Below are 26,441 nucleotides of genomic sequence, written 5' to 3'. Positions count from 1 at the left end.
CGGCACTGAGTGTCACTAGCAAGCCGGACTGTTACGGTTCCGGCCATGACCGATTCGTCGCGTCGCACGCCGGTCGCCCGGGTCGGGGCGACCCCCGCCGGACGGCGGCGGCTGCGTCGCTCGCTGGCCTCCGCGGCCGTGGACCTGTTCGTGGCGCACGGCTACGAGGCCACCACCATCGACGAGATCGCCGCCGCCGCCGGGATCGGCCGCCGCACGTTCTTCCGGTACTTCGACGCCAAGGACGACGTGCTCTTCGCGAACCACGACGAGATCGTCGCGGAGATGGAAGAGGCCTTCGCCGCGGCCGATCCCTCGCGTGACCCGGTGGAGGTGGCCTGTGCCGCGGTCAGCCTGGTCCTCGATTCCTATGCCGCCGACCTCGACGGCTCACTCAAGCGCTTCACGCTGACCCGGACCGTGCCGTCGTTGCGGGACAAGGAAGTCGCGACCGTCGACCGCTACCAGCGCGTTCTCGCGCGCTACCTGCAGCGGCGATTCGAGGAGCAAGGCGACACGATGGCGGCGTTGCGCGCGGCCGTCGCCGCGGCGGCGATCGCGGCGGCAAACAACCACGTGCTCCGCCGGTGGTTGCGCAGTGGTGGCGAGGAGGACATCGAGGCCGGCGCCGCCGAAGCGTTCGCGCTGGTCATCGACGCGTTCCGGACCACCCATCCGTCGGCGGGCGGCCGAGCCGGGACGGTGGTCGCCGTGATGAGCTCGTCGGCACCCTTGCCGGAGGTGATCGCGCAGGTCAGCGCGGCGCTGCGCCGGGGCGACGGCACGACCGCCCACCCAATCTGACACTGAGTGTCATTGTGCGGCCGGAACACTTCCAAGGCGATGAACCGGCTTCGCGGGAGCCCGCCGGGAGATAGCGGTCCAGCCGGTCCCGGAGTCGCGCGTGGCCGGGTGAGTCCGAGTCCGGCGCTGCGGGCGTTGGTCGTCACGTGCGCCGCGGGTGGCGCGCAGTGCCTTCGGCACGGTCGATTCCACGCGTTCCATGGCCAAGGCGAAGGCCATGATCAGCATCGGTGTCAGCAGCGCCATCCACATGATCAGTGAAGTACCCGGCTTGCCCCGGTTTCAATCGGCGTCCGTCGTTCGCGGGTGTTCCACTGCTCAGCGGAGCGCGACGGTGAGCAGGACGGCGCTGTCGAGAAAAGCGGTCAGACTGTGCCGCTCGGGCGGGACGGCGGTGAGCTGACCGCGGTCGAGGAACCGGTCATGGTCGTGGGTGCTCAAGCGAACCCGTCCGGTGACGACCTGCAGCGTGGCGGCCGGGGGCGAGTCGTGCTCCGCCAGCTCGGCACCTTCGGTGAGCGCGATAAGGGTGACTCGCTGGGCGACGCCCGCCACGAGGGTTTTGGCGGCACGCCGGGAGTGGTGTTCGCGAGCCTTCAGGAGCAGCTCGGCGGCCAGGACCTCGACGTCCGCGACTTCGGGACGGTCGTTCATGAGGTCCAGCGTAGTGGCCGCCCGACGCGGTCGCAGATCATCGGCACGCCTGAGAGTCACCCGTCGGAGCGCTCGGCGAGCACCGCCGCGAGTGCCGAGGCGAGCCGGGCGACCGACTGATCATCGTCGTGAGCCAGCCCTCGCAAGACTTCCCGCGCGACGTTCGCCGGCATCTCGGCGAGTGCTTGAGTGAGACGCATCCGCGCGGCAGGCTCCGCGCCGGGTGCGGCGAGTGCGTCGACGAGCGCGCTCATGATCCGGTCCGCGCGGTCCGGATCCGCCGACAGTGTCCCCAGGACCTCGGCCGCCTCGACGTCGTTGGAGCCCTCGACCACCATGCGGACGAGCGTCGGGATGGCCGAGGTCAAGCCACGTTTGCCCAGCGCCAGAGCGGCGTGCTTGCGGACCGTCGTGTCCGGGTCCTCGAGCGCGTCCGTGAGCACTTGGGTCGTCTCGGCGTCGGGCAGGTCGGCGATCGCCAGGATCGCGCGCCGCCGGATGTCGACGTTCTCCGAACGCGCGCCGGAAGCCAAGCTCGCCAGACCGTCCGCGCCCGCTCGGGCGAGGGCCCACCTCAGGGCGCCGGCGACGTTTGGATCGGATTCGGCGAGGACCGCCCCGGCGAGTAGCTCGGTGGGAACCGGCACGTCCTCGGCCGGGGCGAGGACGGCCTGTTGACGGCGTGCGGCGTCGGGGGAGTTGAGCCCGTGCAGGAGTTGGACGATCCGCAAGACGTCCTGCCAGTCGAAAGGCGCCGAGGCGTCGACCGAGCGGAGCCGCTCAAGCAGCTCCTGCTCTCGCTTCAGCCTGTCCTCGGTCCTTCGGATGAGGTCGCCGACCAGGGTGGACGGTGCGAACGCGGGATCCTCCAGCGCGCGTCCGATCTCGCTGAGCGACATGCCGAGGGAGCGCAGGCATTCCACGTGGAAGATCCGGCGGATGTCCTCGGCGGAGTACTCGCGATAGCCGCCGACGGTGCGACCTGTCGGCCGCGCCAGCCCGAGGGTGTCGTAATGCCTGAGCATCCGGGCACTCACCCCCGAGCGGCGCGCCACCTCGCCGATCAGCATGCTGCTTCCTCACTGCCCTTCCGTGCCGAGCGCGACGATCCGTTTCGCCTCGTCGAAACCGGCGTCCGGGTCGCGGAGAAGCCGCTCCGTGGCACGGGCGTGCGCACTGACCGCCGGGTCCTCACTCGCCAGTCCCTTGCGCAGGACAGGCTCGATCACGTCTCCGAGCGCGGTGAGCGCCCGGCTGAGGCTCAGTCTCACAGTACGGTCGCCGCGCCCGAACTCCGTCGCCAGTTCGACGGCCAGGCCTTCCCGCTCCCCGGCGGGGACGAGGACGACAGCGGCACGCCATGCGCTTCGGGCCACCTCGTCGTCGGCGTCGTGCAGCAAGGACCGCGTGATCGCGGGCCACACGGCCTTGTCCCCGATCTTGGACAGCGTGTGCAAAGCCTGGCTTCGGGCCTGAGCGAGCTCGGAACGCAGTTCCGCGCGGAGTTCGGGCACCGTGACCTCCTGCGGAAGACGGGTCAACGCCCAGGTGAGCATGTCCCGCACGAAGAAGTCGGGCTCGATCGCGCACCGTGCCAGTAGGACGTCGGCGAAGCCAGGGTCCGGGTGCGTGCCCGCCGCGAGCGCGGCCTTGAGCCGCGTCGACGAGTCGTCCGCGCTCAGCGCGTCGAGCAGCCGAGTGTCCTGTGGGGTCTTGGATGTCGTGTTGATCTTGACCACCTCCTGCGCCCAGTGAAGACGTTGTCACAGTGTCAAGGTCAAGGGCGGGCTCGAAGTTGATCACCCGATCGGCTGATGGTCGGGAGGTCGACGGTCTACGGGCGAGTCAGCTGGGCCAGGAATTCCTGGTTGGTCTCGGTCTTCCGGAGGCCGCCGAGCAGTGTCTCGATGGCGTTGTCGCGGCCATCGAGGGCCCGGCGAAGCGCGCTGACGGCGGCTGTTTCGCCGGGAGAGACCAGCAGATCCTCGCGGCGGGTGCTGGATTGCGCGAGGTCGACGGCCGGCCACACGCGCTTGTTCGCCAGTCGGCGGTCCAAGCGCAGTTCCGCGTTGCCAGTGCCTTTGAATTCCTCGAAAATGACGGTATCACCGGCGGAGCCGGTGTCGACCAGCGCGGTGGCGAAAATGGTCAGCGAGCCGCCGTCTTCGATATTGCGCGCGGCGCCGAGAAACCGTTTCGGCGGGGTGAGCGCGGTGGAGTCCACGCCACCGGAGAGGATGCGGCCGGACGCCGGTGCGGCCAGGTTGTAGGCCCGGCCGAGCCGGGTCAGGGAGTCCAGGAGAACCACGACGTCTTGGCCTTGCTCGACCAGCCGCTTCGCCCGCTCGATGGCGAGTTCGGCGAGCGCGGTGTGCTCGACGGGCGGATGGTCGAAGGTGGCGGCGATCACCTCGCCGGGTACCGCGCGCGACAGCTCGGTGACCTCCTCCGGTCGCTCGCCGACCAGCACCAGCATCAGGTGGCATTCCGGGTGGTTCTTGCTGATGCCATGCGCGATCGCTTGCAGCACCGAGGTTTTCCCGGCCTTCGGCGGTGCGACGATGAGGGCGCGCTGCCCCTTGCCGACCGGCATCACCAGGTCGATCACCCGGGTGGTGAGGGCGTGCGCCTCGGTTTCCAGCCGCAGTCTTTCGTTGGGGTAGAGCGGAACAAGGTCGGCGAAGCCGGGTCGGCGCCGCACCGGGTGCGGGTTGCGGCCGTTGACCCCGGTCACCTCGCCGTTGTCGTCGAGGCGGATCAGGTCGCCGCGGCGCAGGCCGAGATCGCGGACCACCTTCCGCGGGACGGGCACGTCGTCGGGACCGGGCAGGTAGCCGTCCGCCCGGACGTGTGCGCGGTCGCGCACGATATCGAGTATTCCGTTGATGGTCATGATGAAGTTCTTTCTGTACGGGAGAACGGCGAAGACACGCCGGAAGAAACCTTCAAGGCGAGAAGGGAATCGAGAGACGCTCTCGCGGGAGGCGTTGCCTGCATCCGCCGAGAGGGAACACGACGACGGTATCGCAGCGGGAAGTTTCCGCGCAACCCCGGTAGTCCGCTTCAGGTACTGCCGCTCTTCGGTGCCCGGTCGGGCCGTTCGCCGGATATGGTGGCGAGGTGACGAGTTTTCCCGCCGCGGCTCGTCGAGTTCGCGATACCGACCTGACGCCCCGCGACAGACTGCTGTCGCTGCGGGAGTGTGTGTTGTGTTTCGCGCCGTACGGCTTCCGCGCGACCTGGCACCACTTGATCGTCGGCGCGGACGGGCCGGAAGGGGTGGACGAGGGCCCGCTGCCGCTGCCGCGCATGGTGGACGAACTGGAGGAAGCCCGCTTCGTGTGGCGAGCGCAGGTCGAGGACTATGTCGCGCGCCGCCGGCGGGAGAAGGCGGCAGGGCACCGGACACCTCCCCGTGCCAACCGGTGGCGTAGCTGGTCCGGAATGCTCGCCTACTGCCCGGACTTCGAGAAACACCCGACTGACCGGTTGGCCGTCGTGGTCAGGCGGGTGATCGCCGCCTATGACTCCGGTGCCGATCCCTTGGTGACCTGCCGCGCTTGCGGACAGCCGCTATCCGCGGATTTCCCCTGTCTTGTCTGTGGTGTGGACCCCCGCCCGACCGCGAACCGCCCCGAGTTCCGGACCTTGCTCGCGCACCACCGATGGCGTGAGTTGTGGCTGCGGGGCAGAACACGCGCGGCGCTCTGACCGGGCAGCCATTTTCACGTGATCCACAAGAGCTGAGGGGCGGCGCGAGCTGACCAGCCCGCGCCGCCCCCGTTGTTCACGCTGCCTTCAGACCCTCCACGAGGCTTGTCGTCGGCCTGTCGAGTACCCCGGTCACCCCGAAAACCAGGGTGCTCGCCTCAGCCACGGTCGTGGAGAGTGAGCTGGTAGCCGTCGGGGTCGGCGAAGGTGAAGGTCCGGCCGAAGGGGCCGTCGATCGGCGCGGAGACGATGGTGTGACCGTCGGCGGCGAGAGCGTCGTGAATGGACTGGACGTCGGTGGCGTGGAGCCAGATCGCGGCACCGATGCCGGGTTGGCCGACGGAGGCGAGATCGGTGCCGGGAATGACTTCGCGAAGCGCGAACGCGATCGGCTTCGTCTCGAAGACGACGGCGTGCGGAGGTCCGGTCTGCGAGCGGACGAGGCCGAGGTACCGCTTGTAGAACGCCTGCGAAGCGTTCAGGTCACGCGCTTGCAGCGAGATGAAGTCGGGGCCGGTGGCTGGCAAGACGATGCTCCTTCTGTCCGTGTCAGGTTCCTGACACGACTCAATGTATGTCAGAATACTGACATGAGTCAACACGGGGTCGACCTGGACAAGTCACTGGGTTACCTGCTGAAGGAGGCATCGAGCGCACTGCGCGCGGCCATGGAGGAGGTACTGCGGCCGCTCGGGATGAGCGTGACGCACTACGCCTGCCTCGAACTGCTGGCGCAGCGGCCGGGCTTGTCGAACTCCGAACTCGCGCGGGGCGTGTTCGTGACCCGGCAGTCGATGAACGTGCTTCTCCAGGCCCTGGAACGGGAGGGTCAGGTGACCAGGCCCGCGGAAGCGCCCGTCGGGAAGGCCCTTCCCGCGCGGCTGACGCCTCGCGGTCGGCGGAGCCTGGAGAAGGCGACCGCGGCGGTCCGGTCCGTCGAGGTCAGGATGCTGGCCGGGCTGAGCGAGACCGAGCAGGCGAGCGCGTTCCGGATCCTGCGGAGCATGATCCATTCCCTGCGCGACGGCGACGGCGACGCCCAGCCGCACGGGTCAACGTGAGGCCCGCAAGAACTCCCGGTTCAGCCGGGCGATGCTGTCGAACGGTATTCCCTTCGGGCACGACGCCACGCACTCGCCGGTGTTGGTGCAGCCACCGAATCCTTCGTCGTCCATCGCGGTGACCAGGTCGAGCACGCGCTGTTCCCGCTCGGGCTGCCCCTGCGGCAACACGTTCAAGTGACTCACCTTCGCCGAGGTGAACAGCATCGCCGACCCGTTCGGGCAGGCCGCCACACACGCGCCGCAGCCGATACAGGTGGCGTTGTCGAAGGCCAGTTCGGCGTCGGGTTTGGGGACCGGCGTGGCGTGCGCGTCCGGGGCACTGCCGGTCGGCGCGGTGACATATCCGCCCGCCTGGATGATGCGGTCGAAGGCCGACCGGTCGACGACCAGGTCTTTGACCACCGGGAAACCCCTGGCACGCCAAGGTTCCACATCGATGACGTCTCCGTCGCGGAACGCCCGCATATGCAGCTGGCAGGTCGTCGTCCGCTCCGGACCGTGTGCTTGCCCGTTGATGACCACCCCGCAGGAGCCGCAGATTCCCTCCCGGCAGTCGTGGTCGAACGCCACCGGCGTCTCACCGCTGGTGATCAGGTGCTGGTTGAGGACGTCCAGCATTTCTAAGAACGACATGTCCGGGCTGACGTCGTCGACGGTGTAGGAGACCATCCGTCCGCGTTCCTCCGGTCGGGACTGGCGCCAGATGCGCACGGTGAGTTTCACGTGTAGCTCCGTTGAGTGGGGTGGACGTGGTCGAACGTCAGTTCTTCGTGGTGCAGCACGGGTTTCGCGCCGTACTCCCACGCGGCGACGTGGCTGAAGCGCGTGTCGTCGCGCAGCGCTTCGCCGTCGGCGGTCTGGTGGTCCTCGCGGAAGTGCCCGCCACACGACTCTTCGCGCACCAAGGCGTCCAGCAGCATGAGCTCGGCCAGTTCGAGGAAGTCCGCGACGCGGTTGGCCTTCTCAAGTTCCTGGTTGAGTTCGGTGGCTGTGCCGGGGATGCGGACCGAGCGCCAGAACTCCGCCCGTAGTTCGGGCACCCGGGCCAAGGCTTCGCGCAGCCCGTTCTCGCTGCGGGACATCCCGCAGTGGTCCCACATGAGCAGGCCCAGTTCGCGGTGGAAGTCGTCGACGGTCCTCGTGCCGTTGATCGAGAGCAGCCGATCCAGGCGGCCGCGAGCTTCGGTTTCGGCCGCAGAGACGGCCGGATGCGTGGGCGCGACGGCGTCGAGCGAGTTGCCGCCGAGGTAGTCGTTGATCGTGGTCGGCAGCACGAAGTAGCCGTCCGCCAGGCCCTGCATCAGCGCCGAGGCCCCGAGCCGGTTCGCGCCGTGGTCGGAGAAGTTCGCCTCACCGATCACGAACAGTCCGGGAATGGTGCTCTGCAGGTCGTAGTCCACCCACAGGCCACCCATCGTGTAATGGATCGCGGGGTAGATCCGCATCGGGACCCGGTACGGATCCTCGGCGGTGATCCGCTGGTACATGTCGAAGAGGTTGCCGTAGCGGGCCTCGATCGCCGGGAGGCCGAGGCGGGCGATCGCGTCGGCGAAGTCCAGATACACGCCCAGCCCGCCCGGCCCGACCCCGAAGCCGTCGTCGCAGCGGTTCTTCGCCGCCCTGGACGCGATGTCACGCGGCACGAGGTTGCCGAAGCTCGGATACATCCGTTCCAGGTAGTAATCCCGCTCGTCTTCCGGGATCCGGCCGGGCGGCCGGTCGTCGTCCCGGCGCCGGGGAACCCAGATCCGGCCGTCGTTGCGCAGCGACTCGCTCATCAACGTCAACTTCGACTGGTGCTCGCCGGTACGGGGGATGCACGTGGGGTGGATCTGCGTGAAGCACGGATTCGCGAAGTAGGCGCCGCGGCGGTGCGCGCGCCAGATCGCGCTCGCGTTGGAGCCCTTGGCGTTGGTGGACAGATAGAACACGTTGCCGTAGCCGCCGGTCGCCAGCACGACGGCCTCGGCGAGATGCGTCGTGATCGCTCCGGTGATCAGGTCTCTGGCGACGATTCCCCGCGCGCGACCGTCCACGACGATCAGGTCCAGCATCTCCGTGCGGGCGTACATCTCGACGCGCCCGGCGTCGATCTGCCTGGACAGCGCCTGGTAGGCGCCGAGCAGCAACTGCTGACCTGTTTGGCCTCGCGCGTAGAACGTGCGCTGGACCTGCACGCCGCCGAACGAGCGCGTGTCGAGCAAGCCGCCGTACTCGCGGGCGAACGGCACTCCTTGGGCGACGGCCTGATCGATGATCTGCGTGGAGATCTCCGCCAACCGGTACACATTGGACTCCCGTGAACGGAAGTCCCCGCCCTTGACCGTGTCGTAGAACAGCCGATACACGGAGTCGCCGTCGTTGCGGTAGTTCTTCGCCGCGTTGATCCCGCCTTGCGCGGCCACGGAATGTGCTCGGCGAGGAGAATCCTGGAAGCAGAACTGCGTCACGTGGTAGCCCTGCTCGGCCAGCGTCGCGCCGGCCGACGCGCCCGCGAGCCCGGTGCCGACCACGATCACCCGGTGCTTGCGACGGTTGGCGGGATTCACCAGCTTGGCGGTGAACTTCCTTTCTCGCCAACGCCGTTCGAGGTCGATGTCGGGTGCCTTGGTGTCGGCGATGGGGGAGCCGACGGTATGGTCGATCATGGTCAGGCCACCAATCCGGTCATCACGGCGATCGGGACGGCGAGAAAGCCGCCGGTGATCACCACGGCCACGAGCGTGCCGACGGTCCTCATCGCGGGCCGGGCGGAGCCCAGCGTGCGGGCCGCGCTCCGGAAACCGTGGTTGAGGTGCAGTCCGAGCATCAGCTGCGCCACGATGTAGATCACGTTGACCCACCACACCCTGAAGTCGGCGACGATGTTGTGATAGGGCTGGCCCTTGACGTAGTCCCGGTTGGCCACGCCCACGGTCAGGTCGAGGATGTGCCAAACCACGTAGACGGCGAGCGTCGCGCCGCCCCAGCGCATCGTGCTCGTCGCGAAGCTCGCCCTTGCCCGCTGGCCGTGTACGTACCGGACCGGCCTCGCCCGACGGTCCCTGATGGACAGTTGAACGGCGGCGGTGATGTGCAGGACGATCGCGACGATCAGGCCGGCGCGCATGAGCCACAGGAAAACCCCGTACGGAAGCACGGGCTCGCCGATCGTGCGCAGCCAGGCGGCGTACTCGTTCATCGCGGCGGCGCCGAGAAAGACCTTGAGGTTGCCCAGCATGTGTGCGAACAGGTAGGCCACCAGTCCCAGGCCGGTCACCGCCATGACGGTCTTCTTGCCGATCGTCGAGGCCCAGAACCGGCCGATCGACGAGGGTTTTCGTGGTGGGACAGCGAGTTCCGTGGACACCTGATCGACGCTAAGGCCGGGTGGACCAGAGGGCAAACAGAAGAAAGGTCTCATCACCATAGGCTGTGCCTATGATGAAGTGATGCAGTTCCATCAACTCGCCTACTTCGTGGCCGTCGCCGACACGCGGCACTTCACCCGTGCCGCCGAGCGGATGCGGGTCGCCCAGCCCTCGCTCTCGCAGCAGATCCGCGCGCTCGAACGCGACGTCGGAGCCGAGCTTTTCCACCGGATACGGGGAAATCTCTCGCTGACGGAAGCGGGGGAGACCCTGCTTCCGTACGCCAGGCGCATCCTGGCCGACACCGAGTCCGCCTACCAGGCCGTACGGGAACTCGACGAGTTGGAGCGCGGACGAGTGCGCTTGGGGGCCACTCCGAGCCTGTGCACCGGCCTGCTGCCGTCGATGCTCGCGGGCTTCCGGGCGGCCTACCCTGGGATCGAGCTCACACTGCACGAGAGCGGTTCGCGCGACCTGCAGACCGATTTGTCCGAAGGAGCACTGGACCTCGCGTTGATCGTCGACTCACGGCTGCGGGACCAGACCCGGCTGTCGACCCGGCCGCTGCTCGTCGAGGAACTGGTGGTGATCTCCGCCAAGGACCGGCCCGCGCCGATACGGCGCGGACGGCTGCGGATCCTCGATCTCAAGGACGAACCGCTGGTGATGTTCCGCCGCGGCTACGACCTGCGCGACGCGACCATCAACGCCTGTCGTGCCGAGGGCTTCGAACCTTCGTTCGCCATCCAGGGCGGTGAGATGGACGCCGTGCTGGAGTTCGTCCAGGCCGGGATGGGGATCGCGGTCGTACCGAGCACCGTGGTCAGGGACAGGTTTCGCGTCACCCGCTTCGCCGAGCCGGGGCTCAGCCGGGTCGTGCGGCTCGCCAGTCGCGAGGACGTCGAACCATCCAGGGCCGTACGGGCCCTCCGGGACGCCATAACCGGCTATCTCGCCAATGCCGCCGCCCTTCCCCGAGGCACCCGTTCTCTCCTGCGACCGGGTGAGCCGGGGTGAGTGTCGGCTAGCTCCTGGCGGAGCGAGGTGCTCCATCGACTTCGACTTCTGCCCTATGGTCGTTCCTTAATGTCTGCGAGCGGGCTGAGCTGGCGGGAGCGTCGAGCGCAGTGGTCGGGCGAGTGCCTGGACGAGGGGGGCGGGCAGCCGCAATGTCGGCAGGAGGTGCAATTCCGCTTCGAAATCAGGGTCGTCGTAGGCGCAGTCGCAGTCCAAATACTCTTTCACCTCGAAGCATCGGCTAGCCAGGTCCGACTCGAAGGCCGGGGGCGCGAGCCGCGCGAGCAGCCGGATCATCGGCGCGGTGACCGAGGCGGGCCGGGCACGAAGGTCGTCCGCCATCAACCGGGCCACGAGTTCCGTCGACTCACTCGGGCCGGGCGTCGAGACGCCGTGCCGCTCGCATACGGCGGCCACCAACGGCTCGGTGACCCACCCGTTCACCTGGCGGCTGAACCCGGCCAGTTCGGCGATCTCCGGATCTTCATTGCCTTCCAGCAACATGCTGACCGCGACGTCCGGCCAGTCGCCCGGCCCTAAGCAACCGCAGCGCTCGGCCGCCCTCGCCACCGAGAGCGCCCTACGTACCAAAGCGTTCTCCACCTGATGACTCCAAGCACTCAGACCGTCCACCCTGCCGGTCACGACCGGCGCAAAGCGTACGCCTCTTCCCATCGACACGCCTCCGCATTTGCCATGCAGGGTCAAGGATCGGGTAGAGCGGGGAAATTGAGACATCCACCCTGTTGTGCGATATGCCCGCTCATGGCTCGCGCAGGTGGATTCCCTCGGCTTTCGGTGCTTGACCTGTGGTTTACGTTCTCGGTGGTGTGTCGAGTTCGTGTTTCCGCGAGCGTAGGTGGCCCGTTCGGCTTTTCTGTTGCGTGGATGTGAATTTCGTGTCTTCCGAAGCTGTCCGATAGCTTCGAATTCATGGAATGGAGCTTTCAGACGGCCGAAGAACTTCTCGCCGCGTTGCGGTCCGGTGCGGTGACGTCGGTGGAACTGACCGAAGAGGCGATCGCCCGTATCGAGCGCGACGACAAGGTGATCAACGCGATCTGTGTGCGGGACTTCGACCGTGCGCGGGCCGCCGCGCACCGTGCCGACGAGACCCGGGCGCGTGGTGAGGACCGGCCGCTGCTCGGTGTCCCGGTGACGGTCAAAGAGTCCTACAACGTCGCCGGGCTGCCCACGACCTGGGGCCTGCCGCCGCACCGGGACTACCTGCCGTCCGAGGACGCGGTACAGGTGACGCGACTCAAATCCGCCGGCGCGGTGATACTCGGCAAGACCAATGTGCCGTTGGGGCTGCAAGACATCCAGAGCTTCAACGAGATCTACGGCACCACCACCAATCCGTGGGACCACGGGCGCACGTCGGGCGGGTCTTCCGGCGGCTCTGCGGCGGCACTGGCGTGCGGGTTCGGAGCGCTCTCCATCGGCTCCGACCTCGCCGGTTCGCTGCGCACCCCCGCGCATTTCTGTGGTGTCTACGCCCACAAGCCAACTCTCGGGCTGGTGGCCACGCGCGGTATGGTCCCGCCGTCCGAGCCGGCGTTCCCCACCGAACTCGACCTCGCCGTGGCCGGTCCGATGGCGCGCACCGCCCGCGACCTCGCGCTCCTGCTCGACGTCATGGCCGGACCCGATCCGCTGACGCGCGGCGTGGCGCACCGGCTGGCGTTGCCGCCCGCCCGCCACGAGCGACTCGGCGATTTCCGCGTCTTGGTCATCGACGAGCATCCGCTCATTCCGACCGGGGCAGCCGTGCGTGCGGGTGTGGACCGGGTGGCCGCCGCGCTCGTCGGCAGCGGTGCCCGCGTCGAACGGCACAGTCCGCTGCTGCCTGATCTGACCGAAGCCGCGACGCTCTACATGCAGTTGCTGATTTCGGGCTCAGTCGCGCGTTTCCCCGTCGAATCGGACGAGCAGCTGCGTGCCCACGTCGCCGGACTGAGCGCGGACGACCGGAGTCTCGACTCCGCGCGGCTACGCGCGATGGTGTTCAGTCATCGCGATTGGCTCGAGGCGAACAACCTCCGCGAGGTCCACCGGCACGGCTGGCGGCAGCTGTTCGCCGAGTTCGACGCCGTGGTGTGCCCGATAACGCCGACGCCCGCTTTCCCGCACGACCACGATCCCGATCCGATGGGACGGCGCGTCGACATCGACGGCGCCGAATACCCGTACTTCGATCAGCTCGTCTGGGCGGGCCTGGCCACCATGCCCGGCTTGCCCGCGACAGCCGTACCCACGGGCCGGTCACCCGAAGGCCTGCCGATCGGCGTGCAGCTCATCGGTCCGATGTTCGAGGACCGCACCCCACTGCGGCTGGCCGAACTGCTGGAGCGGAAGATCGGCGGCTTCGAGGCACCGAAGTAGGGCGTCCTGGCCGGGATGGGCGTTGTCGAGGACGCCCATCCCGGCCGGCGCCGGACCTCGTGCGTACTGGCTAGGCGACCCAGTCGGCTTGAGCGAAGACGGCGAGCATGTCGCTGCTGCGGACGCCGTTGGTCGAGAAGGAGCCTTCGACACCTACCCAGCCGCGGAAGGTGCCGTTGTCGTCGAGGATCTGCAACAACGGTTTCACGTGCGAATTACCGGTGTAGCAAGGCTCGTTACGTTCCATCGCCAGGCAGGTGCACCAGTGCCACAGCGCGTCGCGGCGGTCGCCTGAGTTCACCCGGCCGAGGTAGTACTGCAAGGAGCTGACGTTGGCCGGGGTGCCGCCGCCGTAGTGCGGGCAGCCGCCGCTCGCCTGGCACACCTTCGCCGATGACGGCTGCAGGTAGGTCAGGCACCAGGTCACCATCTCACAGGCGTTGAAGGAGCCGACCGCGAACGAACTGGCCACATCGCTCGCCTTGCCACCCGTCCATCCCCTTCCGACATATCGGAGATCACCCGGATGCGACTTCACGCTCGACATCGCGCGACGGTCGGTCAACGCCGCGTTGCTGCCGTAGCCGTAACCGCTGTTGACCCGCGTGGAACTCACGAAGTTCAACCGCGCCAGCCCCTGCTGGGTGTCCACGGACCACTTGTCCGTCCAGGTCGGCGACCAGGTGATCGTGACGGTCTGCTTGCCGTCTTGGGTACCCAGCTCATAGGTGCCCTGCCGGGTGTCGTTGGGCGCACCGGTGAACCCGCCCGCCGTCATGATCTCGCACGGGCGGACCTTGTCGGTCGTCTTCGGATCGCGGGACGAGCACGATGAGTCCGGAGTGACCTTGATACCGGTCCGCTGCGTGGGTTTCGTCTGCTCCCACACGTGCATGCGCGTTGACACCTTGCCGGTGGCCGCGTCGAACGCGTAGGTACCCAGCCGGAACCAGTTACTGGTCGACCCGGTGGTCAGGCTTCCGGTCGATACCACGAAATTGGCCCGGCCACCGGGAAGTTCACCGGCCGCGGCCGTGGGGATCGCGGTCGCGGGGACCGCGGCGGCCAGCAGCGCGATCACGACAAGGAAGAGAGCACGCTTCAGGAACCCGGTAGTTCGGCCTCGCCCGGCAAGATCAAGGCCAGTACCCTCGTCGGAGGTCGGCGCGCTCGCCGGGTTCGGCGGAGATTGCCCGGCCCCGCTCGCGCTGCCAGGCAGTTCTTTCGGTTGGTCCTTCTGCATAGTGGCTGAACCATCCAATCTCTGATGTGGTGTCATCGCAGGTCATCGGCGCGAGCAGGGCTTGTGGGAACCGATGGATTCTGGCCGTTATCGGAACTTGTGCCCAATGCCGTGTCGGACTCGGCAATCACCGACGCGCTACGGGTATCGCTCGGCGCCCGAGACGCTCTTCGCCGGCGCCAGGGTGGCGGACTGATCGACGAGCCGCGCCCTGGTGGCAACCGAGCATCCGGTTGGTGGCGCCGTGTGCGGTTTCCGGTGCGGTCGTGAGTGTCAATGGTGGGACGGCCCAATGTCGAATATCGTCCTTTATGGACAATCGGAACCGTGTCGGCCCCTTGGCGAGCCCGATCACACAGTCCCGGTCAGCGCCATCATGGTCACCAATTCGCAGACGACACGCCACCTTGCCTTGCCCCCTCGAATAATCACGCGTGGGAATGATTCAATGGCCAGTGATCGCCACTGTGACGGCGACCGCTAACTTTTCACTAACCGGTCATCCGCAGGGCGGGTCTCGGTCCGGCGTGTCCTCCGTTCGCCGACGGCCTCACACCTGCTTCCCGAGCTACGTTCTATGCGCTCTGGAACGCTCAGCCGCATAAACCGATTGATCGGCCTGCGGACGCCATGACACGCTGCCGACTGTCATCCCAACCCCGCTGGAGCTGCCCGTGACCGCCGAAACAATCCCGGCGATCGATGCCGCGTTGGCGAGGCGTCTGATCGACACGCAGTTCCCGCGGTGGGCCGGGCTGCCGTTGCTTCGGCATGCCCCGGCCGGCTCGGATCATGTGATCTACCGCTTGGGTGGGGAGTTGTCCGTGCGGCTGCCTCGCCATGCCGGTGCGATCAAACAGGCGAGGAAGGAAGCCGAGTGGTTGCCCCGGCTCGCACCGCACCTGCCTTTGGCCGTGCCGGTACCGGTGGAGGTGGGTGAACCGGACTTCGGGTATCCGTGGCCGTGGGCGGTAACGCGCTGGCTGGACGGCGAGGTGGCGACCGCCGATGCCTTGTCCGGCTCGCCTGAGACCGCAGTCGTGTTGGCCGAGTTCCTGACCGCACTCCACCGGTTCGACGCCGCGAAGACCGACGATCTCGTCGGCCCGCCGTTGGCCACACGGGACGCGGCGACGCGAGCCGCCATCACGAAAGTCGATGACGCGTTCGACGCCGGGGCGATGGGTGAACTGTGGACCGCCGCGCTCGCCGCCCCTGAATGGGACCGTCCACCGGTCTGGTTCCACGGCGATTTCCATACCGGCAACCTGCTGATGACAGGCGGCCGTCTCAGCGCTGTCATCGACTTCGGTGAGCTGGGAATGGGCGATCCGGCGTGCGACCTGATGATCGCCTTCACTCTCATGTCGGCCGAGACGCGAGCGACTTTCCGCACCGCGCTCGATGTGGACGACGCGACCTGGGTTCGCGGTCGCGGTTGGGCTCTGGCCACCGGCTTGAACGCGTATGTCACCTACGCCGCCGTCAACCCCCGCGTCGCCGCACAAACCACCCGCCAGATCACTCAGGCTCTTCTTGGCTAGAGATCGTTGGCGGACTTGGTCGTGAGTGGCGATTCGGGTTAGAGCGGACCCTCTTTAGGTACCTACTCGGGGCCATCATGTACTGGGGAAGGCGGCTACCGGGCTCACCCGCCGTAGGCATCTGAGACCGCCGCGGATCCGGACGGCGAAAGGTCAGCGGCGCCCGGCGGCCAGGATGACGAGGAACTGGCCGCCACCCGGCTCGATCGTCGCGGTCACCGGTAGCCCTGGTATCAGCCGGGAGAACCGGTCCACCAGCCAGTCCGCCGCTTCTTGGGCGTCCTGCTTCGTCGGGCAACGGGCCACCATTTCGCGGCCGCCCTTGCGTTCCAGCCGCCCGGCGACGGTGATCAGCGGCGCGGGTTCGACCACGTGCAGCCGGTCCGGCCAAGCGATGACCACCTTGACCGCGCCCTTGCGGGTGTTGCAGCCGCGGTGCGCGAGGCGCTCGGGGATCTTGGCCTTCCGGTCGGCGGTCCGGCTGTCGACACTGGGCCCGCGCGGGTCGTTCACCGACATGTCGGGGTCGACCGGTTCGTCGCACACCCAGCATCGCCAGCCGTCGCGCTCGGCCACATCATCGAGGAGACTCACCCGAGCAAACTAGCCTGCCTGGCCGGAGCCTCGGACACCGCACCGTCGACTCCGGATCCCGGTCCGGGTGACCAGCCTCCGTGGCACCGCGGAAATTCGTCTACTTTGGACCTGACATGGTTCTGTCGGTGCACCCCGCTACCGTGTCCGCGTTGTCGAGACCTGGGGTTCGAGGTGGCGGAGTACACGGAAGTACCGACGGGGCCGGCGAACGCGCTCGTACCGGTGGTCGCGGAACTGGTCCCGGCACCGGTCGGCCTGCGAAAGCGGTCATGATCCGACTCTCCGGTACCCGCCGCCGACGGCGGGTACCGGAGATGACTTACTCCCTCACAGACCCGCTTAGCAGGGTTGCAACAGCCAGCAGAGCCGGTAGTCGGCCCGGTAGGTCGTGGACGCGCCCGGCGCGACGATGTTCTGTGTCCTCGGGCCGCCGTGCGCCCAGCCGGTGAAGGCGTACTTGAGATTGAGCGGTGGCAGGTTCTGCGGGCTGTCCGCGCTGATCGAGTTGGTGGAGCCGGCGATCACCGTCCGGGTGAACGGCGTGCGTTCCCGGCTGCCGCCGACGGTGAGCATCGCCTGACTGGGGCTCGAGGTGAAGTTCAGCGACACCGTCTTCGGTTGGAGGTCGACGGTTTTGCTGCCGGTGCGGCCACTCGAATCGGTCGCGGTGAGGGTCAGCTGCAAGTACGACGGATAGTCGTGATCCGGTGCGACGAACGTGCCGGACGCGACGCCGGGAAAGTCCTGGACGTTGTGCGTGTGGCAGGTGCCGTTCGTCGCGCAGTGCCGGATCGCGAGTCGCCAGGACAGCGCCGACGCGGGGAGCTGACCGTCCTGGGCGTCGACAGCACGGCCCGAGAAGGGCACCGCCTGGCCGACCGACCAGGTCAGTGTGCTCGCCGGGCTGTCGATGACCGGAACCGGATCAAGGCCTACCGGGTTCCCGACGGTCACCCGCACCGTGGTGGTCGCGCTCGCGCCGTGGGAGTCCGTCACCCTCAGCCCGGCGTCGACGGTAGCGGCAGTGGTGTAGGTCCAGGTGGGACTGGAGGCCGATGAGTCGTCGTACGCGCCGTCGGCATCGAGGTCCCAAGCGTAGGACAGGGTGTCCCCGGCGTCCGGGTCGGTGGAGCCGGTGCCGTCGAACTGGACCGTCAGCGGCGCTGGGCCACTCGCCGGACTCGCTGTGGCCGACGCGACCGGCGGCCGGTTGGTGCCGCCGGGATGGCTCACACGATGGAGTTCGCCGCTGCCCAGCGCGACGTAGAATAGGTCGCCGCCAGGACCGGTGAGCACCTGCACCGGTGTGTTGACGCCGGTCACGAACGGCACCAGACGGCTCGCGCTCGGCTGGCCGCCGACTGCCTGCATGGCCCAGATACAACCTCTGGAGGAGTCGGAGAAGAACAGCGCGCCGGAATACTCGGCCGGGTAATTGCTCCCCGCCTCGAAGGCGATGCCGCTGATCGAGGAACCGCCGGTGGGGCACGGATCGGTCGCCACCACCTTGGCCGAGTGGTTGTAGGCGTAGTACGGCGCCGCCTGTCCGCCGGAGGTGTACAGGGATTCGCATCGGTCGAGGTTCGCGCCGTCGTAACCGGCCTGCCTGGCGTTGCCCTCGAAACAAGGCCAGCCGAAGTTCTCCGCCACGCTGTCGCCGACGTCGGCGACGCGGTTGATCTCCTCCCAGGTGTCCCAGCCGACGTCGCCCGCCCACAGCTCACTGGTACCCGGCCGGAAGCCGAACCGGAACTGGTTCCGCGCGCCGTAAGCGATCACGCGCCGCGCGTTGGCGTCGGCGCTGCTGGCGAAGGGGTTTCCTGGCAGGCCCTCACCGGTGTCGGGGTCGATGCGCAGCAGTGCGCCGTTGAGCAGAACCGGCTGCCCGGCGGGGCGTCGCGGCGATTGCGAACGCAGCGCGCCACCTTCGGCCGTCGGCGGCGAGAGATTCGTCCCGGCGGGCGAGGGCGGGTCGGCACAAGGGTTCTCGACCTGGCCGTAGTCGGTGAAACCGAAGCTGGCGCCATCGCCGCCGCCCGCGTACAGGGCACCGTCCGGTCCGAAGGCGAGAGCGCCGACCGAATGGCTGGGAAACTGCTGACACCAGCCCGTGACCAGCGGCTTCTCGCTGACGGCCGTGCCGGCCGCACCCATGGTCAGCTGTGAGACGCGGCCCGTGACGACGCAGCCCTTGGTGGTGGCACCCGGCGGGGTCGGACAGGTGTCACCCCACCGCGGCGGGGTGCCGCCGGGTTCCGCGTCGAGGGTGTAGGAGACGTAGACGTACGGCCTGGCGGGAAAGGCGGGGTCGACGGCCAGGCCGAGGAGGCCGCGGTCCCAGAAATCCTGTGTCTGCGGACGGAGGTCGGCGAAGACCGTCGCCGTCGTGTCGGCGAGCGAGTCGAAGACCTTGACCAGGCCGCTCTTCTCCGCGACGAACACGCGGCCGTCCGGCGCGAACGCCGTGGCGGTCGGTGAGTTGAGCCCCCCGATCGCCACCGTGTCGGTGAAACCGGCAGGCACCGCGGCTTCGGCGGGTGCCGCGGTGACGAGCGCGACCGCGAGCGCGCCGACCAGCGGGCCGACCACGCCGACCGCGAGCGGACGTCTCGATCTTCGTGGGAACAAGGGACGACGAGAACTCATCACGCGAACTCCTTCTGCGCAGGGACCGGTAGGAAGTCGACAGCTGCCCGGTATGGCGTCAGAAGACCGAAAGTTGTTACGCGTATGACAGAAATGCGCACAACTCGCTAAAGCCCTGTGCGTGACCGGTGTGCGGAAACCGGCTCGCGCGGGCTGTTCCTGCAGGAGTCCTTCACGCCTTCCCCATCATGTACTTCACGCGAGCAAGACCGCAGGTTCGCTCTAGCCCGAATCGCCACTCACGACTACCGCGGAAGTCTCGGCCACGCCGCGCCACCAGGGATAGGGCACCCCGAACAGCTTGTTGATCAGCACGGCGAGCAGGGCGATGAGGAGGACGCCGATCAGCACGGCGAGTATCTGGGACGGCGTGTGCAGCAGGCCCAGCGCGATGATCAGGGTGGTGGCACCGGCGGGCGGGTGGGGTGTGCCGAGGGCCGCCATCGCGGCGCAGGTGACGCCCAGTGCCAGCGCCGCCGCCCCGACCCTGGCCCATGACGGATGCGTCAGATCCGGGGAGGCGGTGAGCAGACCGGTGGCGGCGAGGCCGGTGAGGCCGGCGAGGACACCGGCCAGGTGACCGAGGACCGTGTTGCGCGGGCTCGCGCCGGGGGCGTCCGGACTGGCGAACACCAGGAACGCGGTGGGCCCGAGTGAGGGGAACAGCAGCGGCGCGCCGGTGAGGATCGCGCAGAGGCCGATGAACACGATGCACCCGAACGCGCTCAGTGCCACGTACGCGGTGCGGCGGATTCTGTTCATTCCCAGCCGCGGCGCGGGTTCCGGGTCCCGACGGCGCCGGGGGCGCGCCGCCGGTAGACCACGTACGGCCGCAGCAGGTAACGCACCGGAGCGCTGAAAGCGTGCACCAGCCGGGAAAACGGCCACAGCGCGAACAGCACCATCCCCAGCGCGGTGTGCAGCCGGTAGTCCAGCGGCGCCGACGCCATCAGGTCCGGTCGAGGATCCAGCAGGAGGATGCCGCGGAACCAGGGCGCGACGGTCTCGCGGTAGTCGTACCCGCCTCGGACACCGTTGTCGACCAGCGTGGTCGCCAGCCCGGCGAGCAGCACCAGCACGAGCACCACGTACATGTACCGGTCGCTGACCGACGTCGAGCGGCGGACAGCCGGGACGCGCGCCCTCCGCCACAGCAGGAGACCGAGGCCGCCGACCGCGACCAGGCCGGCGAGGCTGCCCATCCCGAGCGAGATCAGGTGATACGCGTGTTCGTCGAGCCCGGCGAACTCGGTGGCGCCCTTGGGGACGACCAGACCGAGCACGTGCCCGCCGATCACCATGAGCAGCCCGACGTGGAACACCGGGCTCGCCACCCGCAGCACCCTGGACTCGTGGAGCTGGCTCGACCGGCTCGTCCAGCCGAACTTGTCGTGGCGGTAGCGCCAGATCGTGCCGAAGACGAGCAGGGCTATCGACACGTAGGGCGCGGCGCCCCACAGCAGCAGGTCGAGTCCGGAACTCATCGGCCACCTCCGGTCGGGAACGGGTCGAGACCGACCAGTTCGGCCGGGGGAGCGGCGGGTCGTGGCGCTGGCGTGGCCGGAAGGGTGGCCAGAACCGCGCCGACGACGCCGCGATAGGGAGTGTCCATAGTGGACATGTTGCGATGCAACAGGTCCAGTGCCGGATGGAACCGGTCGAGTACCTCGGTCGCTGCGGCGGGCTCGGCCGCCGCGGCGAATTCCAGGATCACCGGCAGGAAGTCCGGCAGTTCGTTCTCGGCAGGGGCGAAGCCGTGGGTGCGGTAGAACCGCCGCAGGGCGGCCAACGTTTCCCCGCGACGGCGGGTGTCGCCGTCGAGGAACCAGCTCAGATGCAGCGTCCGCCGCGGCTTGCGGTCGAAGACCTCGATGTAGTGCGAAGCCAGCGCGCGAGGATCGCCTTGGCCCAGGTATGTCACGGCGCGCGAAAGTTCGTCGTGGCCGGGGCCGCTGGTCTCGTCGAGGCAGGCACGCAGGAGACCCAGTTTGCCGAGGACGGCGTCGTCCGGGTACTGCAGGCACCAGCCCGCGATCTGCCGCAACGCCGCGTGCTGCCGGGTGTCGACGGCACGGGAACGGGCAAGCCTCATCGGTCTTGCCCCCGCAGAGTGGGGAACAGCGCGTCCGGCCTGCCGCCGTCCGCCCAGCTGACGAGGTCCACTGTGGACTCACCGCCGCCCATCCCCGGGCCGCCGTCGACGTCGAGGCTGCAGCGAGTGGCGATGGCCTCCAGGTCATGGGCCTGGCCGACCCCCGCGGTCGGGATGACGTAACGCTCGTCGTACTTGGCCAGCGCCAAGAGCCGGTGCATCGCGAAGATCTGTTCGCCGGTGACGCCGACGGAGGCGGGGATGTCCTCGTCGGTCTCCTGCCCGAGGTTCACCGCCCGCATGTAGGACCGCATTGCGGCCAGCCGCCGCAGTGACCGCCGCACAGGCGCGGTGTCCCCGGCGGTGAACAGCTCCGCGAGGTACTCGACCGGGATGCGAAGGGCGTCGATGGCGCCGAACAGGTTGTCGCGGTGCTCACCGTCGTGGCCGCTGCCGCTCACCGCGTCGACCACCGGCGACAGCGGCGGGATGTACCACACCATCGGCATCGTGCGGTACTCCGGATGCAGGGGCAGCGCCAGCCGGTAGTCGTGGATCAGCCGGTACACCGGCGATCGCCGGGCCGCGGTGAGCCAGTCGTGCGGGACACCGGCCGCTTCGGCCGCCCGGATCACCGCGGGGTCGCGCGGGTCGAGCAGCAGATCCAGCTGAGCCGGGTAGAGGTCGTGTTCGTCGGCGACCGACGCGGCTTCAGTGACCTTGTCGGCGTCGTAGAGCAGCACGCCGATGTAACGCAGCCGTCCGACGCAGGTTTCCGAGCAGACGGTGGGCTGACCGGCCTCCACCCTCGGGTAGCAGAAGGTGCACTTCTCGGCCTTGCCGGTCTTGTGGTTGAAGTAGACCTTCTTGTACGGGCAGCCGGTGACGCACATCCGCCAGCCGCGGCACTGGTCCTGGTCGACCAGCACGATCCCGTCCTCCTCGCGTTTGTACATCGCGCCGGAGGGACAACTGGCCACACAGGACGGATTGAGGCAGTGCTCGCAGATACGCGGCAGGTAGAACATGAAGCTCTGCTCGAACTCGAATTTGATCCGGATCCCGAGTTCCTCGCGCAGCTTCTCGGCGATCGGGTCCTTGACGCCGTGTTCGGTCGAACCGCCGAGGTCGTCGTCCCAGTTCGGACCCCAGGTGGGTTGCGTGGGCTCGCCGGTGATCGCCGAGCGGGGCGCGGCGGTGGGCACGTCGTCCCCGAGCGGTGCCTCGATCAGGGTGGTGTAGTCGTAGGTCCACGGCTCGTAGTAGTCGGAGATCTCCGGCAGATCGGGATTCGCGAAGAGCTTCCCGAGTTTGCTCAGCCGTCCGCCCGCGCGCAGCCGAAGGCGGCCCTTCGAAGTTCGTTCCCAGCCGCCCTTCCACCGTTCCTGGTCCTCGTAGCGGCGTGGATAGCCCTGCCCCGGACGGGTTTCGACGTTGTTGAACCACGCGTACTCGGTGCCTGCCCGGTTGGTCCACGCCTGCTTGCAGGTCACCGAGCAGGTGTGACAGCCGATGCATTTGTCCAGGTTCATCACCATGGCCAGTTGCGCCAGAACCCGCATCAGTAACGCACCTCCTGGGAACGGCGGCGGATCACGGTGACCTCGTCGCGCTGGTTGCCGGTGGGGCCCAGGTAGTTGAACCCGAAGGACAACTGGGCGTAGCCGCCGATGAGATGGGTGGGTTTGACGAGCAGCCGCGTCAGCGAGTTGTGCGTGCCGCCCCGTTTCCCGGTGGTCTCGCTGCGCGGGACGTTCACGGCCCGATCCTGCGCGTGGTAGAGGAAGACGGTGCCCGCCGGCATGCGGTGCGAGACGATCGCCCTGGCCACCACGACGCCGTTGCGGTTGACCGCCTCGATCCAGTCGTTGTCCTTGGCGCCGATCGCCTCGGCGTCGGACGGGCTCATCCAGATCCCCTGACCGCCACGCGACAGGGTGAGCATGTGCAGGTTGTCCTGGTACGTCGAGTGGATCGACCATTTGCTGTGCGGGGTCAGGTAGCGGACGGTGACCTCCGCGCCGTTCCCCGGTTCGCCGGAGAGATGGTGCGCGCCCAGTGGCGGCCGATAGACCGGCAGGGCCTCGCCGAGTTCGTGCATCCAGTCGTGGTCGAGGAAGAAGTGCTGGCGGCCGGTGAGCGTATGCCAGGGTTTCCCGTGTTCGACGTTGATCACGAACGCGGAATACCGGCGTCCACCACTTTCGCTGCCGGACCACTCCGGGCTGGTGATGACCGGTGCGGGCCGGGACCTGGTGTCGGCGAAGGAGATCCGCTTGCCTTCGTGCTCGGCCGAAAGATGCGCCAGCTCGGTGCCGACACGTCTCTCGAGCTCACGGAAGCCTTGGGTGGCCAGCCGTCCGTTCGTGGTGCCGGACAGCGCGAGCACGGCGTCAGCGGCCTTGATGTCGGTGTCGATCAGCGCGTGTCCTTGAGCGGCTCCTGTCGTCGCGACGCCGTTCTTCGCGCGCAGCCAGTTCAGTTCCTCGCCGACGTCGTAGGTGATCCCCTTGCTGGTGGCGCCCAGCTTCTCCAGCAGCGGTCCGAGGGTGGCCAGTTTCGCCGCCACGGCGGGATAGTCGCGTTCGACGACGGTGAGCCGCGGCATCGTGACACCCGGGATGGGTTCGACGTCTCCGTCGCGCCAATCACGCACGACCCCGCCGGGTTGCGCGGTTTCTCCCGGCGTGTCGTGCGTCATCGGGGTGGCGACGAGATCCTTCCGCACGCCCAGATGACGTTCGGAGAGTTCGCTGAACCGCTTCGCGATCGTATGGAACGCCTCGAAGTCGGTGCGGGTCTGCCACGGCGGATCGACGGCGGCGTTGAAGGAGTGGATGAACGGGTGCATGTCCGTCGACGACAGGTCGTGCTTCTCGTACCAGGTCGCGGCGGGTAGTACGAGATCGGCGAACAACGTGGTGCTGGTCATGCGGTAATCGATTGCCAGCAGGAGATCCAATTTGCCGACGGGGGCGGTGTCCTGCCATTTGACCGATCGCGGCCGGGCTTCCGGCGGTGCTTCCTCGCCGCGGAGGTTCGCGTCCGTGCCCAGCAGATGACGCAGGAAGTACTCGTGCCCCTTGGCCGAGGAGCCGAGCAGATTCGACCGCCACACCGTGAGCACTCTCGGCCAGTTCCGGGGCTCGTCCGGATCTTCGGCTGCGAAGCCGAGCGTGCCCTCGCGCAGCTTCGCGGTGACGTGGTGGGCCGGGTCGATGCCTGCTTCTTCGGCCTCGTCCACCAGATCCAAAGGATTGCGGTCGAAAGTGGGGAACGAGGGCATCCAGCCCAGCCGCGCCGACTGCGCGAGGGTGTCGGCGGCGCTGGTCCCGGCGAGCGCGCCGGGAGCCAGCGGTGAGGTCAGTTCGTCGTTGCGCAGCGCGTCGTAGCGCCATTGGTCGGTGTGCAGGTACCAGTAGGCGGTGCCGATCATCTGCCGGGCGGGCCGCACCCAGTCCATCGCGCCGGCCAGGGTCGCGTGCCCGGTCAGCGGGCGCACCTTCTCCTGTCCGACGTAGTGCGCCCATCCGCCGCCGTTGCGGCCCTGGCAGCCGGTCATCGTCAGCAGCGCCAGGAAGGAGCGGTAGATGGTGTCGGAGTGGAACCAGTGGTTGGTGCCCGCGCCCATCAGGATCATGCAGCGGCCGCGGGAGGCCTCGGCGGTTTCGGCGAACTCCCTGGCGATCCGGGCGACCCGTTCGGCCGGGACCGAGGTGATCTCCTGCTGCCATGCCGGGGTGCACGGTTCCGCCGGATCGTCGTAGCCGGATGGCCACCGGCCGGGGAGGTCGCCGCGCCGCACGCCGTACTGCGCCATCAGCAGATCGAGCACCGTGGTGACCAGCCGCCCGCCCGCTTCCACGGCGGGCACACCCCGGCGCAGCACGCCATCGACGTCGAACCGCGGCAGCAGCACCTCGACGGCACGGTGGCCGGGATCGTCGAGCAGGCTCAACCGCGGCACGACATCGCCGAGGTCGAGGTTCCAGCGGCCCTGGTCGTGCTCGTTCCAGCGGAAGCCGACCGAACCGTTCGGCACGACCGGTTCCCCGGTGCGCTCGTCGACCAGCACGGTCTTCCAAGCGGGCTCGGCCGCTTCGGTGTCGCCGAGGTCGGCCGCGGTGAGGAACTTCGAAGGTACGTAGGCGCCGTCCCGTTCGGTCAGCGTGACCAGGAAGGGGAGGTCGGTGAACCGGCGGACGTAATCGGTGAAGAACGGCACCTGCCGCTCGGCGAAGAACTCGGTGAGGATGACGTGCCCCATGGCCATCGCCAGCGCGGCGTCGGTGCCGGGGTGCGGGGCCAGCCATTCGTCGGCGAACTTGGTGTTGTCGGCGTAGTCGGGGGAGACCACCACGACCTTCTGCCCGCGATAACGCGCCTCGGCCATCCAATGCGCGTCCGGCGTCCTGGTGACAGGAACGTTCGAGCCCCACATCATCAGATACGCGGCGTCCCACCAGTCCGCGGATTCCGGGACGTCGGTCTGGTCGCCGAACACCTGCGGCGAGGCCACCGGCAGATCGGCGTACCAGTCGTAGAACGAGAGCATGGGGGCGCCGATCAAGGCCATGAACCGCGACCCGATCGCGTGCGAGACCATCGACATCGCCGGAATGGGGGAAAAGCCGGCGACCCTGTCCGGGCCGTAGCGGGAAATGGCGTGCACGTGGGCGGCGGCTGCGATTTCCGCGGCCTCGTCCCAGCTGACCCGGACCAATCCGCCTTTTCCGCGGGCACGTTGATAGGAAAGCCTCTTCATGGGGTCGTCCATCACCGATGCCCATGCGACGACCGGGTCACCGTGCTGCCTCAACGCCTCGCGATACATTTCGACCAGTACGCCTCGCGCATACGGAAAACGTACCCGGGTCGGAGAATAGGAATACCACGAAAAAGAGGCGCCTCGCGGGCAGCCCCGCGGTTCGTACTCGGGCTTGTCCGGTCCGACGGAGGGATAGTCCGGGTCCTGGCTCTCCCAGGTGATGATCCCGTCGGAAACATAGACGTTCCAGCGACAGGAGCCCGTGCAGTTCACGCCGTGCGTCGACGGGACCACCTTGTCGTGGCTCCATCGATCCCGGTAGAACGCGTCACCTTCCCGGCCTCCGGTGAGGTGTACCGAGTGCAGGTCCGCCGATCCTTCGGTGCGGGTCAAATAGCGGCCGAGGCGGAGCAAGGCGGAGGTCGCCGCACCTTCGGCGTGGCTATTCGCGCTGTTTCCGTTGGCCTTTCGTGGCGAGCGCACGCTCGCGACCTCCCGACTGAAGTCGTGAATGAGGCGGACAGCACGAACAAGACATGTTCAGTCTGTCCGGGAACGCGGCAATG

At 68.1% G+C, this 26,441-nt stretch carries 23 protein-coding genes; 6 read left to right on the top strand and 17 right to left on the bottom strand.

What is annotated here, in order from left to right; all coding sequences use genetic code 11:
• The first annotated feature begins 45 nt into the window (after positions 1-45).
• On the top strand, positions 46-804 hold the full coding sequence (locus tag AVL48_RS34555) for a TetR family transcriptional regulator (RefSeq protein WP_061987707.1): 759 nt from the start codon (positions 46-48) through the stop codon (positions 802-804).
• Between the two features lie 318 nt (positions 805-1,122).
• Here the strand turns inward: AVL48_RS34555 and AVL48_RS34545 are convergent, their stop codons facing one another.
• From AVL48_RS34545 to AVL48_RS34530, 4 genes are all read right to left on the bottom strand, one after another.
• Entirely contained in the window at positions 1,123-1,458 is a 336-nt protein-coding gene (locus AVL48_RS34545; RefSeq protein ID WP_061987711.1) for a cupin domain-containing protein, read from the bottom strand.
• 56 nt (positions 1,459-1,514) lie between these two features.
• Positions 1,515-2,528, bottom strand: a complete 1,014-nt coding sequence (locus AVL48_RS34540) for a HEAT repeat domain-containing protein (RefSeq protein ID WP_061987713.1) — start codon at positions 2,526-2,528, stop codon at positions 1,515-1,517.
• Positions 2,529-2,537: 9 nt separating this feature from the next.
• Positions 2,538-3,197, bottom strand: coding sequence for a HEAT repeat domain-containing protein (locus AVL48_RS34535; protein WP_061987715.1), 660 nt, complete (start codon positions 3,195-3,197; stop codon positions 2,538-2,540).
• Positions 3,198-3,292: 95 nt separating this feature from the next.
• Complete coding sequence (locus AVL48_RS34530) at positions 3,293-4,354, bottom strand: transcription termination factor Rho, short form (protein ID WP_342351747.1); 1,062 nt, start codon at positions 4,352-4,354, stop codon at positions 3,293-3,295.
• Positions 4,355-4,578: 224 nt separating this feature from the next.
• Here AVL48_RS34530 and AVL48_RS34525 point away from each other — a divergent pair, with 224 nt between their 5' ends.
• Positions 4,579-5,169: a hypothetical protein gene (locus AVL48_RS34525; RefSeq protein ID WP_143104930.1), complete on the top strand. Its 591-nt coding sequence runs from the start codon at positions 4,579-4,581 to the stop codon at positions 5,167-5,169.
• 158 nt (positions 5,170-5,327) lie between these two features.
• On the opposite strand, the gene AVL48_RS34520 is transcribed toward AVL48_RS34525, so the two are convergent.
• Positions 5,328-5,696, bottom strand: a complete 369-nt coding sequence (locus AVL48_RS34520) for a VOC family protein (RefSeq protein WP_061987721.1) — start codon at positions 5,694-5,696, stop codon at positions 5,328-5,330.
• Between the two features lie 63 nt (positions 5,697-5,759).
• Here AVL48_RS34520 and AVL48_RS34515 point away from each other — a divergent pair, with 63 nt between their 5' ends.
• On the top strand, positions 5,760-6,230 hold the full coding sequence (locus AVL48_RS34515; RefSeq protein ID WP_061987723.1) for a MarR family winged helix-turn-helix transcriptional regulator: 471 nt from the start codon (positions 5,760-5,762) through the stop codon (positions 6,228-6,230).
• On the opposite strand, the gene AVL48_RS34510 is transcribed toward AVL48_RS34515, so the two are convergent.
• Genes AVL48_RS34510 through AVL48_RS34500 form a run of 3 tightly spaced genes read right to left on the bottom strand, consistent with a single transcriptional unit; the run spans position 6,222 to position 9,582 of the window.
• Positions 6,222-6,956 (bottom strand): succinate dehydrogenase/fumarate reductase iron-sulfur subunit, encoded by a 735-nt coding sequence (locus AVL48_RS34510; RefSeq protein WP_061987725.1) that lies wholly within the window; start codon positions 6,954-6,956, stop codon positions 6,222-6,224. The genes AVL48_RS34515 and AVL48_RS34510 overlap by 9 nt on opposite strands.
• Complete coding sequence (locus AVL48_RS34505) at positions 6,953-8,881, bottom strand: fumarate reductase/succinate dehydrogenase flavoprotein subunit (RefSeq protein ID WP_061987726.1); 1,929 nt, start codon at positions 8,879-8,881, stop codon at positions 6,953-6,955. Before AVL48_RS34505 ends, AVL48_RS34510 begins: the two co-directional genes overlap by 4 nt.
• 2 nt (positions 8,882-8,883) lie before the next feature.
• Positions 8,884-9,582: a succinate dehydrogenase cytochrome b subunit gene (locus tag AVL48_RS34500; protein WP_244162337.1), complete on the bottom strand. Its 699-nt coding sequence runs from the start codon at positions 9,580-9,582 to the stop codon at positions 8,884-8,886.
• An 82-nt stretch (positions 9,583-9,664) separates the two neighbouring features.
• On the opposite strand from AVL48_RS34500, the gene AVL48_RS34495 reads away from it, so the two are divergent.
• Positions 9,665-10,600: a LysR family transcriptional regulator gene (locus AVL48_RS34495; protein WP_061987730.1), complete on the top strand. Its 936-nt coding sequence runs from the start codon at positions 9,665-9,667 to the stop codon at positions 10,598-10,600.
• Between the two features lie 66 nt (positions 10,601-10,666).
• On the opposite strand, the gene AVL48_RS34490 is transcribed toward AVL48_RS34495, so the two are convergent.
• The gene (locus AVL48_RS34490; RefSeq protein ID WP_143104929.1) at positions 10,667-11,203 is read right to left on the bottom strand and encodes a hypothetical protein; all 537 of its coding nucleotides are present in this window, start codon (positions 11,201-11,203) and stop codon (positions 10,667-10,669) included.
• 330 nt (positions 11,204-11,533) lie between these two features.
• Here AVL48_RS34490 and AVL48_RS34485 point away from each other — a divergent pair, with 330 nt between their 5' ends.
• Entirely contained in the window at positions 11,534-12,985 is a 1,452-nt protein-coding gene (locus AVL48_RS34485) for an amidase (RefSeq protein WP_061987734.1), read from the top strand.
• A gap of 70 nt (positions 12,986-13,055) precedes the next feature.
• Here AVL48_RS34485 and AVL48_RS34480 read toward each other — a convergent pair whose 3' ends face one another.
• Positions 13,056-14,066 carry a hypothetical protein gene (locus tag AVL48_RS34480; protein ID WP_061987736.1) on the bottom strand — a complete coding sequence of 337 codons (1,011 nt, stop codon included), beginning with the start codon at positions 14,064-14,066 and terminating at the stop codon, positions 13,056-13,058.
• A gap of 836 nt (positions 14,067-14,902) precedes the next feature.
• On the opposite strand from AVL48_RS34480, the gene AVL48_RS34475 reads away from it, so the two are divergent.
• Positions 14,903-15,772: an aminoglycoside phosphotransferase family protein gene (locus AVL48_RS34475; protein WP_061987738.1), complete on the top strand. Its 870-nt coding sequence runs from the start codon at positions 14,903-14,905 to the stop codon at positions 15,770-15,772.
• Between the two features lie 153 nt (positions 15,773-15,925).
• Here AVL48_RS34475 and AVL48_RS34470 read toward each other — a convergent pair whose 3' ends face one another.
• The 7 genes from AVL48_RS34470 to AVL48_RS34440 form a co-directional block, all read right to left on the bottom strand.
• Positions 15,926-16,366, bottom strand: coding sequence for a hypothetical protein (locus AVL48_RS34470; RefSeq protein WP_061987740.1), 441 nt, complete (start codon positions 16,364-16,366; stop codon positions 15,926-15,928).
• A gap of 342 nt (positions 16,367-16,708) precedes the next feature.
• On the bottom strand, positions 16,709-19,015 hold the full coding sequence (locus AVL48_RS34465) for a PQQ-dependent sugar dehydrogenase (RefSeq protein WP_244162338.1): 2,307 nt from the start codon (positions 19,013-19,015) through the stop codon (positions 16,709-16,711).
• A gap of 222 nt (positions 19,016-19,237) precedes the next feature.
• Positions 19,238-19,777 (bottom strand): HPP family protein, encoded by a 540-nt coding sequence (locus tag AVL48_RS34460; protein WP_061988262.1) that lies wholly within the window; start codon positions 19,775-19,777, stop codon positions 19,238-19,240.
• Positions 19,774-20,499 carry a respiratory nitrate reductase subunit gamma gene (gene narI, locus AVL48_RS34455; protein WP_061988260.1) on the bottom strand — a complete coding sequence of 242 codons (726 nt, stop codon included), beginning with the start codon at positions 20,497-20,499 and terminating at the stop codon, positions 19,774-19,776. The genes AVL48_RS34460 and narI overlap by 4 nt, the downstream gene beginning before the upstream one ends.
• The gene (narJ, locus tag AVL48_RS34450; RefSeq protein WP_061988258.1) at positions 20,496-21,107 is read right to left on the bottom strand and encodes a nitrate reductase molybdenum cofactor assembly chaperone; all 612 of its coding nucleotides are present in this window, start codon (positions 21,105-21,107) and stop codon (positions 20,496-20,498) included. The genes narI and narJ overlap by 4 nt, the downstream gene beginning before the upstream one ends.
• Positions 21,104-22,669, bottom strand: a complete 1,566-nt coding sequence (gene narH / locus AVL48_RS34445) for a nitrate reductase subunit beta (protein ID WP_061988256.1) — start codon at positions 22,667-22,669, stop codon at positions 21,104-21,106. The genes narJ and narH overlap by 4 nt, the downstream gene beginning before the upstream one ends.
• A complete protein-coding gene (locus AVL48_RS34440) occupies positions 22,669-26,358 on the bottom strand; it encodes a nitrate reductase subunit alpha (RefSeq protein ID WP_082857866.1) in 3,690 nt (1,229 codons plus the stop codon). Before AVL48_RS34440 ends, narH begins: the two co-directional genes overlap by 1 nt.
• Between the last annotated feature and the right edge of the window lie 83 nt (positions 26,359-26,441).

Source organism: Amycolatopsis regifaucium (assembly GCF_001613935.1).
Taxonomy (GTDB): Bacteria; Actinomycetota; Actinomycetes; order Mycobacteriales; family Pseudonocardiaceae; genus Amycolatopsis; species Amycolatopsis regifaucium.
The sequence above is the reverse complement of the archived record's forward strand: the minus strand, read 5'-3'. Positions and strand labels throughout refer to the sequence as shown.